At 59.8% G+C, this 16,845-nt stretch carries 16 protein-coding genes and 2 pseudogenes; 7 read left to right on the top strand and 11 right to left on the bottom strand.

What is annotated here, in order from left to right; all coding sequences use genetic code 11:
* Positions 1-124 precede the first annotated feature (124 nt).
* The 6 genes and pseudogenes from IEG05_RS22070 to IEG05_RS22045 form a co-directional block, all read right to left on the bottom strand.
* Positions 125-715, bottom strand: a pseudogene (locus IEG05_RS22070) (MFS transporter); the annotation flags it as partial.
* Positions 716-733: 18 nt separating this feature from the next.
* Complete coding sequence (locus IEG05_RS22065; RefSeq protein ID WP_191122728.1) at positions 734-1,738, bottom strand: ArsJ-associated glyceraldehyde-3-phosphate dehydrogenase; 1,005 nt, start codon at positions 1,736-1,738, stop codon at positions 734-736.
* A 23-nt stretch (positions 1,739-1,761) separates the two neighbouring features.
* On the bottom strand, positions 1,762-2,262 hold the full coding sequence (locus tag IEG05_RS22060) for a cyclin-dependent kinase inhibitor 3 family protein (RefSeq protein ID WP_191122727.1): 501 nt from the start codon (positions 2,260-2,262) through the stop codon (positions 1,762-1,764).
* A gap of 19 nt (positions 2,263-2,281) precedes the next feature.
* On the bottom strand, positions 2,282-2,992 hold the full coding sequence (gene arsH, locus IEG05_RS22055) for an arsenical resistance protein ArsH (protein ID WP_042920856.1): 711 nt from the start codon (positions 2,990-2,992) through the stop codon (positions 2,282-2,284).
* Between the two features lie 18 nt (positions 2,993-3,010).
* Complete coding sequence (locus IEG05_RS22050; RefSeq protein ID WP_042920864.1) at positions 3,011-3,481, bottom strand: arsenate reductase ArsC; 471 nt, start codon at positions 3,479-3,481, stop codon at positions 3,011-3,013.
* A 22-nt stretch (positions 3,482-3,503) separates the two neighbouring features.
* Positions 3,504-4,286, bottom strand: coding sequence for a metalloregulator ArsR/SmtB family transcription factor (locus IEG05_RS22045; RefSeq protein ID WP_042920857.1), 783 nt, complete (start codon positions 4,284-4,286; stop codon positions 3,504-3,506).
* Between the two features lie 109 nt (positions 4,287-4,395).
* Between IEG05_RS22045 and arsB the strand changes: the two genes are divergently transcribed.
* The gene (gene arsB / locus IEG05_RS22040; protein ID WP_042920860.1) at positions 4,396-5,475 is read left to right on the top strand and encodes an ACR3 family arsenite efflux transporter; all 1,080 of its coding nucleotides are present in this window, start codon (positions 4,396-4,398) and stop codon (positions 5,473-5,475) included.
* Between the two features lie 9 nt (positions 5,476-5,484).
* Positions 5,485-7,239: an arsenical pump-driving ATPase gene (gene arsA, locus IEG05_RS22035; RefSeq protein WP_042920863.1), complete on the top strand. Its 1,755-nt coding sequence runs from the start codon at positions 5,485-5,487 to the stop codon at positions 7,237-7,239.
* A gap of 52 nt (positions 7,240-7,291) precedes the next feature.
* Here arsA and IEG05_RS22030 read toward each other — a convergent pair whose 3' ends face one another.
* Entirely contained in the window at positions 7,292-7,564 is a 273-nt protein-coding gene (locus IEG05_RS22030; RefSeq protein WP_033987446.1) for a hypothetical protein, read from the bottom strand.
* A 336-nt stretch (positions 7,565-7,900) separates the two neighbouring features.
* On the opposite strand from IEG05_RS22030, the gene IEG05_RS22025 reads away from it, so the two are divergent.
* Complete coding sequence (locus IEG05_RS22025) at positions 7,901-8,167, top strand: hypothetical protein (RefSeq protein ID WP_224742955.1); 267 nt, start codon at positions 7,901-7,903, stop codon at positions 8,165-8,167.
* A gap of 45 nt (positions 8,168-8,212) precedes the next feature.
* On the opposite strand, the gene IEG05_RS22020 is transcribed toward IEG05_RS22025, so the two are convergent.
* The 4 genes from IEG05_RS22020 to cadR form a co-directional block, all read right to left on the bottom strand.
* A complete protein-coding gene (locus IEG05_RS22020; protein WP_191122726.1) occupies positions 8,213-10,315 on the bottom strand; it encodes a TonB-dependent receptor family protein in 2,103 nt (700 codons plus the stop codon).
* 216 nt (positions 10,316-10,531) lie between these two features.
* Complete coding sequence (locus IEG05_RS22015) at positions 10,532-10,903, bottom strand: hypothetical protein (protein ID WP_023294894.1); 372 nt, start codon at positions 10,901-10,903, stop codon at positions 10,532-10,534.
* A complete protein-coding gene (locus IEG05_RS23590) occupies positions 10,900-11,277 on the bottom strand; it encodes a hypothetical protein (protein ID WP_306464267.1) in 378 nt (125 codons plus the stop codon). The genes IEG05_RS22015 and IEG05_RS23590 overlap by 4 nt, the downstream gene beginning before the upstream one ends.
* Before the next feature lie 262 nt (positions 11,278-11,539).
* Positions 11,540-11,974 (bottom strand): Cd(II)/Pb(II)-responsive transcriptional regulator, encoded by a 435-nt coding sequence (cadR, locus tag IEG05_RS22005; RefSeq protein ID WP_008175821.1) that lies wholly within the window; start codon positions 11,972-11,974, stop codon positions 11,540-11,542.
* Positions 11,975-12,072: 98 nt separating this feature from the next.
* On the opposite strand from cadR, the gene IEG05_RS22000 reads away from it, so the two are divergent.
* From IEG05_RS22000 to IEG05_RS21985, 4 genes and pseudogenes are all read left to right on the top strand, one after another.
* A complete protein-coding gene (locus IEG05_RS22000; RefSeq protein WP_008928737.1) occupies positions 12,073-12,969 on the top strand; it encodes a cation efflux transmembrane domain-containing protein in 897 nt (298 codons plus the stop codon).
* Between the two features lie 142 nt (positions 12,970-13,111).
* Positions 13,112-13,873: a ZIP family metal transporter gene (locus IEG05_RS21995; protein ID WP_224742954.1), complete on the top strand. Its 762-nt coding sequence runs from the start codon at positions 13,112-13,114 to the stop codon at positions 13,871-13,873.
* A 294-nt stretch (positions 13,874-14,167) separates the two neighbouring features.
* Complete coding sequence (lnt, locus tag IEG05_RS21990) at positions 14,168-15,607, top strand: apolipoprotein N-acyltransferase (RefSeq protein WP_045428515.1); 1,440 nt, start codon at positions 14,168-14,170, stop codon at positions 15,605-15,607.
* 100 nt (positions 15,608-15,707) lie between these two features.
* Positions 15,708-16,362 (top strand): annotated as a pseudogene (locus IEG05_RS21985) (IS5 family transposase); the annotation flags it as partial.
* Positions 16,363-16,845: the final 483 nt, after the last annotated feature.

Genomic DNA, 16,845 nt, shown 5'->3' with positions numbered 1-16,845 from the left:
GATCGGACGGCGTTAAGACAAAGCAGGCGGCGGGCTTGGCCATGTGGGTTACCGGTCAGTGGCTTCGGAGCCACGCCAGTATAACGTTACATCATTAAATAAACGAACTACCCGCTCTGGACACTAGATCTTTCTTCAACAAGAACAGGCTAGCGATCCAGATCAACGCCAGCACGCCGGCCATGGTCAATACCGCGCCGGCAAAACCCAGCACGGCCAGCAGGGCGCCGCCGAGGAAGAAGCCCACGCCCTTGAGCGCATTCTTCGAGCCGGTGAGGATTGCCACCCACTTGTACAGCGTGCCCTGCTGGGCATCGGGCACCAGGAGCTTGATGGAGCTCTTTGCTGACATCTTGTTGAGGTCTTTGGCGATCCCCGACAGCGCCTGTGCGCCCATAACCCAGGGCACGGTCAGCCAGGCGGCGGGCACGGTGAGCATCAGCAGTGCGACCACCTGCATGGCCAGGCCAATGTTCATTGTGCGATTGAGGCCCAGCCGGGCACCGAGGTAGCCGCCGACCAGGTTGGTGACCACGCCAAAAATCTCGTAGAAAAGGAACAGCGCGGCAATCTGCAAGGGGCTGTAGCCCAGGCTATGGAAGTGCAACACCACCAACATGCGCAGGGCGCCATCGGTGAGGGTGAATGCCCAGTAATTGCCGGTCACCAGCAGGTACTGTTTGACCTCCGGGGCCAGAGCTGACAACGCCTTCATGCTTGCATCCCTACTCGGTTAAACGGCCAGGCCGACCAGCTTGGCCAGCTCCACGGTGCGGTTGGCATAGCCCCACTCGTTGTCGTACCAGGCATACAGCTTCACCTGAGTGCCGTTGATGACCATGGTCGACAGCGCATCGATGATTGAGGAGCGCGGGTCAGTGCGGTAGTCGATGGAGACCAACGGGCGTTCCTCGTAGCCGAGGATGCCTTTCAGCTGGCTGTCGGCAGCAGCCTTCAGCATTTGGTTGACTTCCTCCACTGTGGTGGCCCGCTCGACTTCGAACACGCAGTCGGTCAGCGAGGCGTTGGCCAGCGGCACGCGCACGGCATGGCCGTTCAGCTTGCCGCGCAGCTCGGGGAAAATCTCGGCGATGGCGGTGGCCGAACCGGTGGTGGTCGGGATCAGGCTCATGCCGCTAGCGCGTGCACGGCGCAGATCCTTGTGCGGGGTGTCGAGGATGCTCTGGGTGTTGGTCAGGTCATGAATGGTAGTGATCGAGCCATGGCGGATGCCGAGGTTCTCGTGGATCACCTTGACCACCGGAGCCAGGCAATTGGTGGTACAGGAGGCAGCGGTGACGATGCGGTGCTCAGCTGGATTGAACAGCTGCTGGTTGACGCCCATCACCACGTTCAGTGCGCCTTTCTCCTTCACGGGCGCGCAGACCACAACCCGCTTCACGCCCTGATCCAGGTAAGCCTGCAATACCGCCACGGTCTTCATCTTGCCACTGGCTTCGATCACCAGATCGCAGTCCGACCAGTCGGTGTCGGCAATCGCCTTGTTATTGGTGACCTGGATGCGCTTGCCGCCAATCACCACGCAATCGCCATCGCTGCCGGCTTCGTGGTGCCAGCGACCGTGCACCGAGTCGAAGTTGATCAGGTGCGCATGGGTGGCGGCGTCGCCTGCTGGATCATTGATGCGGACAAATTCGAACTCGGGCCAGTCCCAGGAGGCGCGCAAAGCCAAACGACCGATGCGACCGAAACCGTTGATACCAATTTTTATAGCCATGTTTTCCGACTCATCTACTGGAGTTAGTGAGAGGCACCGAACTGGGAGAGCCAGTTGATGTGGGCCGGGTGTTGAATGGCCTTGGGGCGCAGGGCTTGCACCAAGGCAATGGCATCGGCGCGGGGAATGCCGGCCTCGATCATGATCCGCGCCGCAATCAGCCCGGTACGCCCCGAACCGCCCTTACAGTGGATGGCAATGTCCTGGCCCGCATTGAGCCGCTCAAGGATGCTCTGTTTGCAGGCTTTCCAGCCCTGGCCGAAATCTTCGAGTGGCACTTGTTCATCCGCGACCGGCAGGTGAAACCAGGCCATGTCTTGCGCCTGGCTTTGCTTGCCAATGTCCTCGGCCCCATTGGCGGCCAGTTCGCTTGCCGGCATCAGGCTGATCACGGCAGAGGCGCCGGCCTGTTTGAGCGTGGCAAGCGAGTCGGCAAGGCTGCTGTCTTTGGTGCCGGGGCAGGGCGTGAAGATCAGTTTGCCTTTGATGCCGGGGATGCTGAGCAGGTCGTAGGGGTGATTCATTGAGAGGGTTTCCTGGCAGTCAGATGGCGCGCTGGTTGACGCGCTTGGAGAGTTCTTCAGCGGACTCTTTACGCTCCGAGTAGCGGTCGACCAAATAGTCGCTGTGGCCGCGCAGCAGCAGGGTGAACTTGACCAGTTCCTCCATGACGTCCACTACGCGGTCGTAATAGCTGGAAGGTTTCATGCGCCCGGCCTCGTCGAATTCGAGGTAGGCCTTGGGCACTGAAGACTGGTTGGGGATGGTGAACATGCGCATCCAGCGCCCCAGCACACGCATTTGGTTAACCGCATTGAAGGATTGCGAGCCGCCACAGACCTGCATCACGGCCAGGGTCTTGCCCTGACTGGGGCGGATGGCACCCATGGTCAGCGGTATCCAGTCGATCTGCGACTTGAATACGCCGGTCATGGCGCCATGGCGCTCGGGTGAACACCACACCTGACCTTCAGACCAGAACACCAGGTCGATGAGTTCCTTGACCTTGGGATGGCTGCTGTCGGCATCGTCCGGCATGGGCAGGCCGGAAGGATCGAATATCCGGGTTTCCGCGCCGAAGGCTTCCAGCAAGCGCGCCGCTTCCTGGGTCAGCAGACGGCTGTAGGAGCGCTCACGATTGGAGCCATACAGCAGCAGAATGCGCGGCTTGTGCTCGCCTTCGGCGAGGCCCAGGTTTGTCGGGATAGAGCGGGCAAAAAGCTCCTCGGCGACGTTGGGCAGGTTGTCGATCATGGGTTCTTACCTCTTGGGCTACAACGAGCCGATCCTGTTCAGCTCGGCCTTGAGCGCATCACTGTCGAGTTGAGCAAAGGGCAGCGCGATAAATGCGCTCACTCGCTTCTGGATCTGCTGGATGGTGGCTGCAAACGCGGCGTTTATTTCTGCCTCAGATCCGTTAACTTCGGATGGGTCACTCAGTCCCCAGTGACAACGAGTCGCCGGGCCAAAGAAAACCGGGCAGGCCTCTCCGGCTGCCTTGTCGCAGACGGTAATGACGATGTCAGGGGCGAGAGCCTGATGGGCATCGGTTGATTTGCTGTAAAGGCCTTCAACATCGAATCCAGCATCAATCAGTGCCTGCAAAGCCAGCGGATTGACCTCCCCCTTGGGGTAGCTGCCTGCGCTAAAGGCCCGCATGCCCTTGGGAGCCATCGCATTGAAGATAGCCTCCGACAGGATGCTGCGGCAGCTATTGGCGGTGCAGAGAAATAAAACTTTCATGGTCATCCCCAATGCCTGGTATTCAATCGCAGGCCGGCTTGCGCCCAGGGCGATCACGCATTTGCCAGAGGCGTTGCACATCCTGGCGCAACCACTCGGCATTGTTGTCCAGGGTCTGTTTGAGGATATCGGTCACCCATTCCGGCAACTGCGGGTGCAGGCGGTAGTACACCCACTGACCATTGCGTCGATCCTCCAGCAGGCCACAGCCACGCAGCAGGGCTAGGTGCCGGGAGATCTTGGGTTGCGCCTCTTCCAGTGCCGAGGTCAGTTCGCAGACACAGAGTTCCTGTTCCAAGGTCACCAGCAAGGCGATTCGCGCCCGCGTTTCCTCGGCCAGGCATTTGAAGACCTCGGTTGGCGACATGGCATGCAGGGTGGAAGCTTCATTCGCCGGTTTACTTTTGATCAGCACGAACATCTTTATCCGTTCATGTATCTCATGCAGGGTCTTGCGATAGGCATCTTTCTGCGAGCTGGTCGCCGGGTCTTCGAAGTTCCAGGCGATGTACTCACCGGCCCCTGGCAGTGCCTGGCACTCCAGGGCGGACTTGTCACACAGGGTGATCACATAGTCGAACGGCTCGCGAGCGACCTGCTCGATGGACTTGCTGTAAAGCCCATCAGTGGGAACACCAAGCTGCTCCAATGCGTTGCGGGCTCGGGTGTCGACTTCAGTGGGGGCGGAGCCTGCGCTGTAGACTTCAAAATGTTCTGAGCCGGTGTGGCGCAGCAGGGCTTCGGCCATCTGCGAGCGTGAGGAGTTCGCGACGCAGAGGAACAGGACGCGCTTTTTCTGGCTCATGTTGATCCCTATCAAAGATGCACACGAGCAAATATATTATTTTTCGAATATGCAGTAAAGTGAATATTCGGTGCATTGCGCGCCAAGAGAACGAGGATAGGCAGCAAAGATGACAAATGCGTGTGAAGTCGCGATGAAGCAGGCCTCTGGGGCTCCACTGGGAGTTTTTGAGCGCTACCTGACCCTGTGGGTGTTCCTGTGCATCGTGGTGGGCACCGTGCTTGGCTTGGTTGTGCCGCAAGCGGCTCAGGCTGTGGGCGCCCTGGAGGTGGCGAAGGTCAATATCCCGGTTGGCCTGCTGATCTGGGTGATGATCATTCCGATGCTGATGAAGATCGACTTCAACGCCATCAGCGAAGTGCGCCAGCAGAAGAACGGCATGTTCGCCACGCTGTTCGTTAACTGGGCGGTCAAGCCGTTTTCCATGGCGCTGATTGGCTGGTTCTTCATCAAGCAGGTGTTTGCGCCCTGGCTACCCGCCGAAGAGCTGGATAGCTACATGGCCGGCTTGATCCTGCTCGGTGCGGCGCCCTGCACGGCGATGGTGTTTGTTTGGAGCAACCTGTGTAAGGGTAATGCCAACTTCACTCTGACCCAGGTGGCCCTGAACGATCTGGTCATGGTGTTTGCCTTTGCGCCTATCGTGGCGCTGTTGCTGGGCGTTTCTTCGATCCCGGTGCCTTGGGACACCCTGCTGCTTTCCGTGGTGATGTACATCGTCATCCCGCTGGCCATCGCCCAGTTTCTGCGGGCTCAACTGATGAAGCGCGGCGAAGCCTATTTCGAGAATGTGCTGGCGAAGATTTCGCCATTTTCCATCATCGCTCTGCTGGCCACTCTGGTTCTGTTGTTCTCCTTCCAGGGGGAGTCCATTGTCGAGCAGCCTCTGATCATCGGCATCATTGCGATTCCCCTGCTGGTGCAGACGCTGTTCATCGCGGCACTGGGTTACTGGCTCTGCCATACCCTGAAAGTGCGCCACGACATAGCGGGCCCGGCCACCATGATCGGCGCCTCCAACTTCTTCGAGCTGGCCGTAGCCGTGGCCATTGTCTTGTACGGATTCAACTCGGGTGCCGCCCTGGCAACCGTGGTCGGCGTACTGATCGAAGTGCCCGTGATGCTCTGGCTGGTACGCATGGTCAACAGCACACGCAACTGGTACGAGAGCAGCCTCAACAATCGCTAGGGGGTCAGCATGCGCTTTATCGACAATGCACCACGCTTCCTGTTCTTCACCGGTAAGGGCGGGGTCGGGAAGACGTCCATTGCCTGCGCGACAGCCCTGGAGTTGACCCGTCAGGCCAAGCGAGTGCTGCTGGTGAGTACCGATCCAGCCTCCAATGTCGGGCAGGTATTCGGTCTGGAGATTGGTAATCACATTACTGCCGTGCCCGCCGTGGAAAACCTGGCGGCCTTGGAGATCGACCCACAGGGCGCAGCTCAGGCCTATCGGGATCGGATTGTGGGCCCGGCGAGGGGTGTCATGCCTGCTGATGTGGTCAAAGGCATGGAGGAGCAATTATCGGGAGCCTGCACGACCGAGATCGCAGCCTTCGACGAATTCACCTCACTGCTGGTCAACGATGAACTGAAGGCCCGCTTCGATCACATCATTTTCGATACCGCCCCGACCGGGCACACGATTCGACTGCTGCAACTGCCGGGTGCCTGGAGTGGATTTCTGGAGGCGGGGCAAGGTGATGCCTCGTGTCTTGGCCCGCTGGCCGGTCTGGACAAACAGCGTTACCAGTACCGCGAGGCAGTAGAAGCACTTGCTGATCCTGCCAAGACCCGCCTGGTTCTGGTTGCCAGGGCGCAGGCCGCCACCCTGCGCGAGGCGGCCCGTACCCGTGAGGAGCTGGCAGCCATCGGCTTGCAGGAGCAGTACCTGGTGATCAACGGCGTGCTGCCGGTGAGTGAGGCGCAGAAGGATGTACTGGCCGCCGCCGTCTATAAACGTGAACAGGCCGCAGTCGCTGCCATGCCGCCAGCGCTGCGAACACTGCCGCTCGACCTGTTGCCGTTGAAAGCATTCAACCTGGTGGGTTTGGATGCCCTGCGACAACTTTTGGTTGAGGGTTCTGCTGACAGCACGCAGGAACCGGCCAGTGCGCCGATTGAATTGAACGCTCCACGACTCAAGTCCCTGATCGACGAGATCGCCGCCGATGGTCATGGCCTGATCATGGTGATGGGCAAAGGTGGTGTCGGTAAAACGACTTTGGCCGCAGCGGTTGCCGTCGAATTGGCTCGACGTGGGCTGCCCGTGCACCTGACTACTTCTGATCCTGCCGCGCACCTTGCCGAGACACTGGATGGCACGCTTGAGCACCTGACGCTGAGCCGCATTGACCCGCATGCCGAGACACAGCGCTATCGTGATCACGTCATGCAAACCAAGGGTACGGGCCTGGATGAGCAGGCTCGGGCGCTGCTGGCCGAAGATCTGCGTTCACCCTGCACCGAGGAGATCGCCGTATTCCAGGCCTTCTCGCGAATTATCCGTGAAGCCGGCAAAAAGTTCGTGGTGATGGACACCGCCCCGACGGGCCACACCCTGCTGCTACTGGATGCCACCGGGGCTTATCACCGCGACATTGCTCGGCAGATGTCGGGCAGCAACATGCGCTTTTCCACGCCGATGATGCAACTCCAAGATCCTAAGCAAACCAAAGTGCTGTTGGTGACCCTGGCCGAAACCACTCCTGTGCTGGAGGCTGCTGGCCTGCAAGCCGACCTGCGTCGTGCCGGCATCGAGCCGTGGGCATGGGTGATCAACAACAGCGTGGCAGCTGCACAGACTGAGTCACCGCTATTGCATAAGCGGGCGGTCAATGAGCTGAGGGAAATTGAGCGTGTCGCGACCGAGCACGCGCAACGCTACGCGGTGATTCCGCTCATGGCGGAGGAGCCGGTAGGGGTTGAGCGTTTACTCGCTCTCAGCCAGTAATCTGCACCAATGAAAAGGCCCGCATTCTGCGGGCCTTTCTGCTTGAAAGCGCTTACTTCTTGATGACCTCAAGGTAATCCTTGAGGGTTTTCTCATCAGCCGCTTTGACCGTCATGCCATTCGGGCCGGAACCGATATCAGTGAACTGCTTGGCTGGCTCACCAGAGGCTTTGAAATCTTTTAGCTCCTGGGAGTCCTCGCGGAAAACCCAGAGACGACCATCCTCAACTTCGGTAACAAAACCAGGCTTATCGAATTCGCTGGCCATAACGGAGCCGGTGAACAGAGAAGAGAGGAGCAGTGCTGAGAGGGTGAGGTTCTTCATGGCGCTACCTATTGAGTGGTGGGAGCCACCAATCTACTAGGGAGATCATTGCAGAAAAGTTACAATATGCGTTAATTCGAATGTGCGCATGTAACCATTCGTTTCAGGTCTCAAAGAGCACCGCCGAGCTATAAAGAAACCAAGGCAATGGCTGCTTCTGGCCGCTTTGAGCCCGTCGTACCAGGCAGGAGTCGGCCACAAGCGGACAGTCAGCCCAATAAATAAATCTGTCCCTGTTTCGCTTGAGCCCGAAGTGGCTCTCGAATCGGCGTTGGTTGGCAGATCGCCAGGGTATCGGCGCGCGACAGTTGTCCGTCTGAATACCCCGAGGCCGGTGTGTTCTACGTCACCTTTGTGCCCCAGTTCGTTCCGCCCGGTGCGGATGTGGCGGCGTACTCGTTCCTCTCAGGCCTTCACGTATTACTGACCCTGGGCGGGTTCGCCATCCTGATCGCCGCAACCATTCCGCTCGGCAGACTGCTGCGCCGGCGTGGACTGACTAGGGCGCTGGATCGGCTGACAGGGTGGCGTGCTGGTGGCGTTCGGAGTGAGGCTGATGGCTTCGAATACGGTACCGACGTTGCAGCCGGGCGCGTGAAATGAGGCCCCTGGCGTGACGCCAGGGGATGAGGCAGGACGACTAGGCGATCAGAAGCGGTAGTTCACCCCCAGTGTCAGGGTACGGCCCGGTGCTGGCTGGCGTCCCTCGGGACTGGTGTCGGTGCCGCGGAAGTAGTACTGGCGGTCGAACAGGTTGCTGATGCCGGCCGAGGCGGTCAGCACGCTGTCGTCCTGCAGCTTGAACTCGCGCTCGATGGCGGTGTTCCAGATCCAGTAGGCGGGCAGCTCGCCTACTGAGGCGCTGGCATTCTCCTCGGCGCTGTTGGCGTCGTCGGTATAGGCGCTGCTGACGTAGAGGCCATCCAGGCTGTAGGTCCAGAACTCGGCGAAGCGGTAACGACCATCGACGGTGAACTGGTGCTTGGAGCTGTACGGCACCTCGTTGCCCTTGAAGTCGCCGGTGCGCAGCTCGGCATCGAGGTAGGCGTAGCCGGCGTGCAGGTCGAGGGTTGGCAGCGCGGCCGGCGTCCAGAACACCTCGGTCTCGATCCCCTGGTGGCGGGTGCTGCCGAGATTCTGGAAGCGGCTGTTGGCGAACACGATCTGGTCGTCGAAGTCGATGCGGTACAGGCCGAAGTCGATGCGCAGGTTGTCCTGTGGGGTGAAGCGCACGCCGGTCTCGTAGTTGCGCGAGATTTCCGCCTGCACCACGCCATCCCTGACGATCTGGAACACCTGAGGCACCCGCAGCGAGCGCTGCGCGTTGGCGTAGACGAACCAGTCGTCGCTGGCCTGGTAGCCGATGCTCAGACCGGGCAGCCACTCTTCGGCCACGGTCTTGCGCTCGATGCCGCTGACGCCGTCGGCGTACTCCATCTTGGCGTGCTCATAGCGCACGCCGGGGGTGAGGGTCAGGCGGTCGTCGAGCAGCTTGATTTCGTTGCTCACATAGGCGGCCTGGCCCTTGGTATCGAATACCCAGTCGCGCACCACGCTTGTGGCGCCGGTATTCAGGTTCAGACGGTCGACATCGAAGTCGACGTTTTCCTTGACCAGGCGGGCGCCAAGCAGCCAGGTCTGGCTGACGCCATCACCGTCGATGCCGAGGCTCAGGCGCGGCTCGCTGCCCCAGACACGGAAGTCGCGGGGAGCATCCTGCAGGGTGGTCGGCGTGGCATCCGGCGCGAAGGGCAGCCCGACAACAAAGTTGCGATAGCTGTGCTGGGCGAAGTTGGTCCAGCTGAATTCCACGTCGTCGAACGGGCCCATGGCGCCGAGGTATTGAGTATAGGTGCCCCAGACGCGGTCGCTGTCGCCTTCGAAACGATCGAGCTTGCGGGTCGACTGCCGCGGGTCGTCCTTGTAGTCGGCCACGCTGAGGGCGCCGGCCAGGTCCATGTCGGCGATGTAGCGCTGCACGCCGAAACTCAGGCTGCGGCTGTCATCGATATCCCACTGGCCGCGCAGGCGGTAGTTCTGCACATCGGTCTCAGAATGCTCGCGACCGTACTCGCCACTGATGGTGTTGACGTCCAGCTGCAGGCCGAAGTTGTCGGTCAGGCGCCCACCGGTGCCCAGGTAGCTGTCGTACAGCTGGCGCCCGCCGGGCGCGAAGGTGACACGCTCCTGCAGGGTGGTTTCCCACTTATCCGGAATTGGCCGGCTGATGAAGTTGATCACGCCGCCGACGTTGTTCGGTCCGTACTGCACGGACGCGCCGCCACGCACGATGTCGATGCGATCGACCGTCGCCAGGGTCTGCGGAAACAGCGACAGGCTGGTCTGGCCATAGGGCGCCAGGGCCAGCGGGATGCCATCGGCGAGCGCTTGGACGCGGCCGCTGCGACTTTCCGAAAGCCCGCGCACGGACAGTTGCGGCAGTACCCCGGCACCGGTCTCGTCGAGGATCTTCACCCCTGGGACCCGCGCCAGCGCGTCATCCAGGCCACGCACGCTGGCCTTCTTCAGTTCGTGAGCCTGGACCACGCTGCGGCTGCCGGCATAGGTGCGTACCTCTTCGTCACTGGCACTACCAAGCACATCCCGCTGGATGACGAGCGGGGCAAGGGATACCGGGCCGTCCTGCTTCTGCTGACGGTTGTCCTCGGTCTCGTTGGCCTGCGCGGCCTGGGCAATGGCGATGGCCAGCAGACTGGCAGTGACGCCGATACGGCGGGTCGTCCTGATCATGCGGAGGTGAGCTCCTGATTGAGAGCCTCAGGCGCAGCAGGGCAGCAGCGACGGAGCGCTGCCCGTCACCTTTGGCTGAGTTGTGGGCAGAGAAGTGCCGCTCTGTCTAAGTATTTCTGATAATTAAATGCGCTAGCGGCTGAGAATTATTATCGTTATTTAAAGTGTATGTAAAGGGGGTTGTAAGCCGGAAACCCAGAAATTTCCGTCAGCCGATCAACATGGCTTGTCTCGCGCTTGGTCGATGAGTTCCTGCATCGCCCGCATGACTTCTTCGTGGGTGTACGACTTGGCGTTGGGGTCGTCGGCCTCTCGGAGAGCTTCCTCGACCTCGCGGGTCATCCGCGCATATTCTTCCGGCCACAGCGCTTGCTCCATGCGCAGCGACGCCTGCCCAAGCAGGTGCAGCAGGCCGAACAGCCGCATGTCATTGGTGGCGACGACGTGCTCTCGAATCCGCTCCTGGATCACCTCGCAGGCCCGATGCGCCTCTGGCGTCGCCGTGCCCTCGTAGCCGGCTGGGAGTTCTGCTTCTTCAGCGATTCGCGCCCAAGCGATAGCCAGCGCCTCGATGGTGGACAGGTTCATTTGCTCATCCACTTGCGCAGCAGACGCTTTTTCAGGGAGGCGCGCTCTTGCGGATTGCGTCCCTTGTGGTTGGCAATGCGATCCGCCGTGGCGGCCTGGCGCTTGATGGGCCAGTAGGAGCGGCCATCCTTACCCATCGACCAGACGTTGCTGACCTGGTTTTCCAGTAGAGGCAGATGGGCGCATAGAGCTTCCGGCGACGCGCTGGCCAGCGCGGTGCGCTCGTGAGTTCGCCAGCAGCCGCAGCAGTTCATCGCCGCGAAAGCCACGCCAGAATCCGAGCAGCACCAGCGCTCGGTCCCGTTGGTGGCGAAGCGCTGCCGCTCCATCGCCCCGGGCATGCGCCGCAGCGATCGCTGCAGCCAACCAGTCATCGAGCTCGACCAGCCGCCGAATCTGGAGCGGCGCGGCTTGCTTGACCTGGCGGGTATCCGGATTTTTTGGTTGATTGGCTCATATCATGATGACGGAACCAACCATCAGCTCAGCGGATTACCTGGTTGATGACGACTCTTCTTCACGGCCCCTGCAAGTTTGCAGCAACGCCCAGGTTCGCATGCCGAGATACGCAGTGAGGCTTCGCGATCAACACACCATGCATTCACAATGTCACTGCAAGGTCCGGCATGTCTCTGCTCAGTCCTTACGGCCTGAGCTAGCCCTATACAGCTGTTGTTTGCTCTCCTCGCTGATCCCCGTCAGGATGCCGCAGGCATTGATCTCCCGACCCTCGTTGCAACTCGCCCTCAGTGAAACGAGTTGTTGCTCAAGCGCTTGCAGAGCAGTTATCTGCGACCGCACATGAGAGATGTGGTCATCGAGCATGGCGTTGACGGCGGTACAGGGCTGGCGAGGGTCGTCCTGATAGCTCTGTAGCTCGCGAATCTCTGTCAGTGACAGGTCCAGAATTCGGCAGCGGCGGATAAAGGCAAGCCACTCGCCATGCTTCTCGGTATAGACACGGTAACCATTCTCCTGCCGTTCTGGCGGCGGCAACAGGCCCTGCTGCTCATAGAAGCGGATCGTCTGCGTGTCGATACCCGCTATCTGGGCTAACTGACCAATGCGCATCAGGCTTACTCCTCAACGGATCATCTGTCCCATTGACCTTATAGTAGCTATATAGTTTTTAATACTAGCAATCTATGTTGGTTAACTGGAGCCGTATCGTGAGTAAAGCCTGTGGTGGCCCATGTAGCTGCGATGCAACGCCTGCAGCGGATACCGATATGCCGGTCTCCTCCGAAGCGTCAGGGGAATGGGTCAGCGTGTATGCTGTGCCGAAGATGGATTGTCCCTCAGAAGAACGGATGATCCGCTTGGCGCTGAACGGCTTTGATGAGATTCGAACGCTGTCCTTCGACTTGTCGAACCGCCGATTGGAGGTCGTGCATGACGGCGAGGCTGAGCCCATTACCGCGAAACTGGCGACCTTGGGGCTAGGCGCCTCTCTTCAGGAAACCGTCATTGCCGACCCAGAGACGATCAAGGCCGCTGAGAGCTCGGCAGTCTCTGCTACGCAGGAGTCAGGCACTCTGCGCGTGTTGCTCGGTATCAATGCGATCATGTTCGTGGTGGAAATGACTGCTGGCCTGATCGCCCAGTCTACCGGCCTGATCGCTGATTCCCTGGATATGTTTGCCGATGCAGCCGTCTATGGCCTGGCTCTCTATGCCGTAGGGCGCAGTGCGAAAATGCAGGTACGTGCCGCGCATCTGGCAGGGGTACTGCAACTGATTTTGGCTATCGGCGTACTCGTCGAGGTGGTGCGACGCTTTGTTTTCGGTAGTGAGCCTGAATCGCTGATGATGATGGCGATCGCCTTCGTCGCGTTGATCGCCAATACCGGTTGCCTGCTGTTGATATCCAAGCACCGCGAAGGCGGCGCGCATATGAAGGCAAGCTGGATATTCTCGGCCAATGATGTGGTGATCAACATGGGCGTCATCGCCGCCGGTGCCTTGGTCGCCTGGACGGGGTCCAGCTACCCTGACCTGATTATCGGTACCATCGTGGGCCTGATCGTCCTCAACGGCGCTCGGCGCATCCTGGCGCTCAAGGGGTGAGGCTGCACGGTACGCAGCTATCGATGCCTGGGACACTTGATCGAAGTGGCTGTACAAGCGCGCTAGGCCTGAACGACAGCATATAGCGCGAAGGCTCGGAGCCAGCAAGGTAGCGTATCTAGGAATCAACCAAGGAAGGAAGATGATGGATAGTATCTGGCTGGTACTCGGCCTGGCGCTGTTGCCCGCCTTAGGCAATTTTAGTGGTGGGCTCGCTGCGGAGGCCTCCCGAACTACCGGGCGCCGTCTCAATTACGCCCTTCACGGCGCTGCCGGCCTCGTCATTGCGGTGGTGGCGGTTGAAATCATGCCGCGCGTGCTAGAGAACCTCTCAGCCTGGGTAATCGCCCTCGCTTTCGCGCTGGGCGGCATTGCTTACGTAGGTATCGAGAAGCTCGTTGAGAGTCTCCAGAAGCGACAAGGCCAGCAGGGAGAAGGCGGTCAGACGAGTGTCTGGATGATCTATATCGCCGTATCCATCGACCTGTTCAGCGATGGCCTCCTGATCGGGGCGGGGTCGGCGGTCTCACCGTCGGTCGCGATAATCCTGGCGGCGGGTCAGGTTCTCGCCGATGTTCCTGAGGGCTTTGCGACGATCGCCACCATGAAAGATAAAGGAATCCCTCGTAGCAAGCGGATACTGCTCTCTGCTTCCTTCGCGATTCCTGTGCTCTCGGCAGCCGTCTTTGCTTACTTCGTACTCAGGAACCAGCCGGAGGCATTTAAGCTAGCGGCACTGACGTTCACGGCAGGCCTTCTCACGGTCGCTGCCATCGAAGATATGGTCTCCGAGGCTAACGAGAGCGGTGACGATACGCACATCTCACCGCTGGCTTTCATAGGCGGCTTCGTCCTGTTCGTTCTGGTATCAGCGGGCTTGGAAGGGGTGGTATCGCAAAGCTAACGTACTGCTCCCCAACACAGCCACTGTCGTGCTGGCCGAATACGAAGCAGCTCCCAGCTTACGGCGCACCTAGTCGAGTCCAGAAACATTCACTTTGCCACCCTGGCCAGCCGGCCGAATGAATTGACGCAGCTTGATTAAGCGGAGCAAGAAAGCATGAGCCACAGGGTTGATCCTGGATTCGGAGGCGAGAGAGCATTGGGTGATAAGTGCGCGCTACCCTCTAGCCTATACACGGGCGTGCGCTATAAGCCGCTTCTGACAGGGGGGATGGCTCTACTTGCTGGAGGCGCCATGCCGCTTGCCTTTGCCCCTGTGGGCTGGGCATGGCTTGCGGTGATCGCTCTGGCAACATTTTTTGTCCTGACCGCGCAGTCTTCAAGGCGTCAGGCGCTGTGGTCGGCCTACCTCTTTGGCCTTGGCTACTTCGGCGTGGGTGTCTCCTGGGTCTTTATCAGCATTAGCCAGTACGGCAATGGCCCCGTGGTGGCGGTGTTAGTCACGGCGGCCTTTGTCTCGCTGCTCGCCCTCTTTCCATGGGGCGTCGCGTACCTCGTGCGCTGCCTGCGCCCTGAGATGGATGCAATGGCACTCTGGCTAGGGCTACCTGCGGCATGGGTGCTGAGTGAATGGATGCGCACCTGGTTCTTGACCGGCTTTCCCTGGCTCTTCATTGGCTACAGCCAGACCGACACCACACTTGCCACTATCGCTCCCGTCTTTGGCGTGCTTGGCGTGAGTTTACTGGTGGCACTTCTCGCTGGCGGGCTTGCCTGGGTTGTCCAGGGGCCAAGCCTGCGCCGTGCTGCGGTAGTCGGTGCCGTGTTAGTCGCTACCCTCGCCGGCTTGCAACTGCTGGATCGTGAATGGACGCAGCCAGCCGCTGACCCGATCGATGTCGTCCTCTTGCAAGGAAACATCGCGCAAGACAAGAAATGGGACCCGGGATACCGGGACATCACACTTGAGCGCTATCAGGCGCTTACCGCGCAGCATCTCGGAGCCGATATCGTGATCTGGCCAGAAGCGGCAATCCCGATGTGGCATGACCAGGCCAAAGCATATCTTGCTGAGCTTGAGGCGTTAGCCGATCAGGCAGGCACATCGTTAATGATTGGCGTCCCGGTACGCGAGGCGGAGGGCCGTACCTACAACGCCGTGGTAAGCCTCTCCGATCCCTCAGGCTTCTACTACAAACGCCACCTGGTGCCCTTCGGTGAATATGTTCCGCTCCGGAACTTCTTGGGTTCGGCCCTCGACGTGCTCGGGGCGCCTATGTCCGATTTCACACCCGGACGGGAAGCGCACGTCCTTAACGCAGCGGGTGTGCCCGTCGGAGCACTCATCTGCTACGAGGCGGTCTTTGGTGCTGAAGTCACGGAACTTCTGCCCGAAGCGCAGTTACTGGTGAATGTCAGCAACGATGCTTGGTTCGGCAGCTCAATCGGCCCTCTCCAGCACTTCCAGATGGTCCGCATGCGTGCCATCGAAACCGGACGTGACCTACTGCGAGCCACGAACACGGGCATCACAGCAACTGTCAGCTATGAGGGAAAGGTCCTTACACGCGCTCCTCAATTCCGCGTAGCCACCCTCAGCGCCGAAGTGACCCCCCGAACTGGCGCGACCCCTTATGTGCGCTGGCGGGATTGGCCTATCCTTGGCGTGATCGCACTCGGACTCGGTTTGCTCCTGCTTCGTCGAATTCGGCAGTATCATCGGTTGGATACATAACGCTTGCCATTCTCACAGCGAGCAGACTCTGTATCGGGTGAGAAGGAAGGGATTTGTCTACATATGGCATTGGCTCGCAGGAAAAAGCTCCAAAGCCGGGCTGGAGAAACATGAGCTGGCTGCCGGCATCCTGGCTGTGATCAACGGCCACCTGGGTGACCACGGCCTGTCGCTGCGCCAAGGCACTATCGTCGATGCCACACTGATCAACGCGCCGAGTTCAACCAAGAACAAGGACGGCAAGCGCGACCCGGAGATGCACCAGACCAAGAAAGGCCAGCAATACTACTTCGGCATGAAGGCGCACATCGGCGTGGATGACGAATCGGGCTTGGTGCACAGCGTGGTGGGCACGGCGGCCAACGTGGCGGATGTCACCCAGGTCGATAAGCTGCTGCACGGCGACGAGAATGTGGTTTGCGCCGACGCTGGTTACACCGGCGTTGAGAAGCGTCCCGAGCATGAGGGGCGTCAGGTGATCTGGCAGGTTGCGGCACGCCGCATCACCTACAAGAAGCTCGATAAGCGCAGCGCGCTATACAAAGCCAAGCGCAAGATCGAGAAGGCCAAAGCCCCAAGTACGCGCCAAGGTCGAGCACCCGTTCCGCGTGATCAAGCGGCAGTTTGGCTATACCAAGGTGCGGTTCCGCGGGCTGGTGAAGAACACCGCTCAGTTGGTCACGCTGTTCGCGCTGTCGAATCTGTGGAAGGCGCGCCGACGGTTACTGACCAACGCGGGAGAGGTGCGCCTGTAATGCGGGGAATGGCCGCCGCGAGGTGCTCGCGGCGGCTAAAAACACAGAAATGAGCGGTGATCTGATCATTTTTGGTCGATTTTCCGCTTTCAAAATCGGCGGAAGCTGAAGTCAGCCAGAAATACATGGCTACTTCAGACCATCCCTAGGGGATTGTTTATAGGCCATTACTTATTCTTGAGAGGACCAGTAGGCTCGGTGCGTGCAGCTGCTCATTGAGCGATTGTGGGCCTCAGCGTGAACAGACTTATATTTAGTTGTTGGCTAGTCGTATGAAAATGGTAAGCCGCTAGGTTTTTAGCATACCCAGAGTGGCACTAACCAAGCATCTGCCTCGCCTGTGTAAAATTCTTTAAGGAGACACTGCATAAATAGCCAGCCGCCCCCACCCTTGGCACACTGAGCCCCCTCAACCAGCCCCCTCCATGAGCTTTGTTACGCGCGTGCAGAAGACCTTCTCCGAACTCGAATATACCGGCAAGA

Origin of the sequence: Stutzerimonas kunmingensis (assembly GCF_014764705.1) — a bacterium.
Lineage (GTDB): Bacteria > Pseudomonadota > Gammaproteobacteria > Pseudomonadales > Pseudomonadaceae > Stutzerimonas.
The sequence above is the reverse complement of the archived record's forward strand: the minus strand, read 5'-3'. Positions and strand labels throughout refer to the sequence as shown.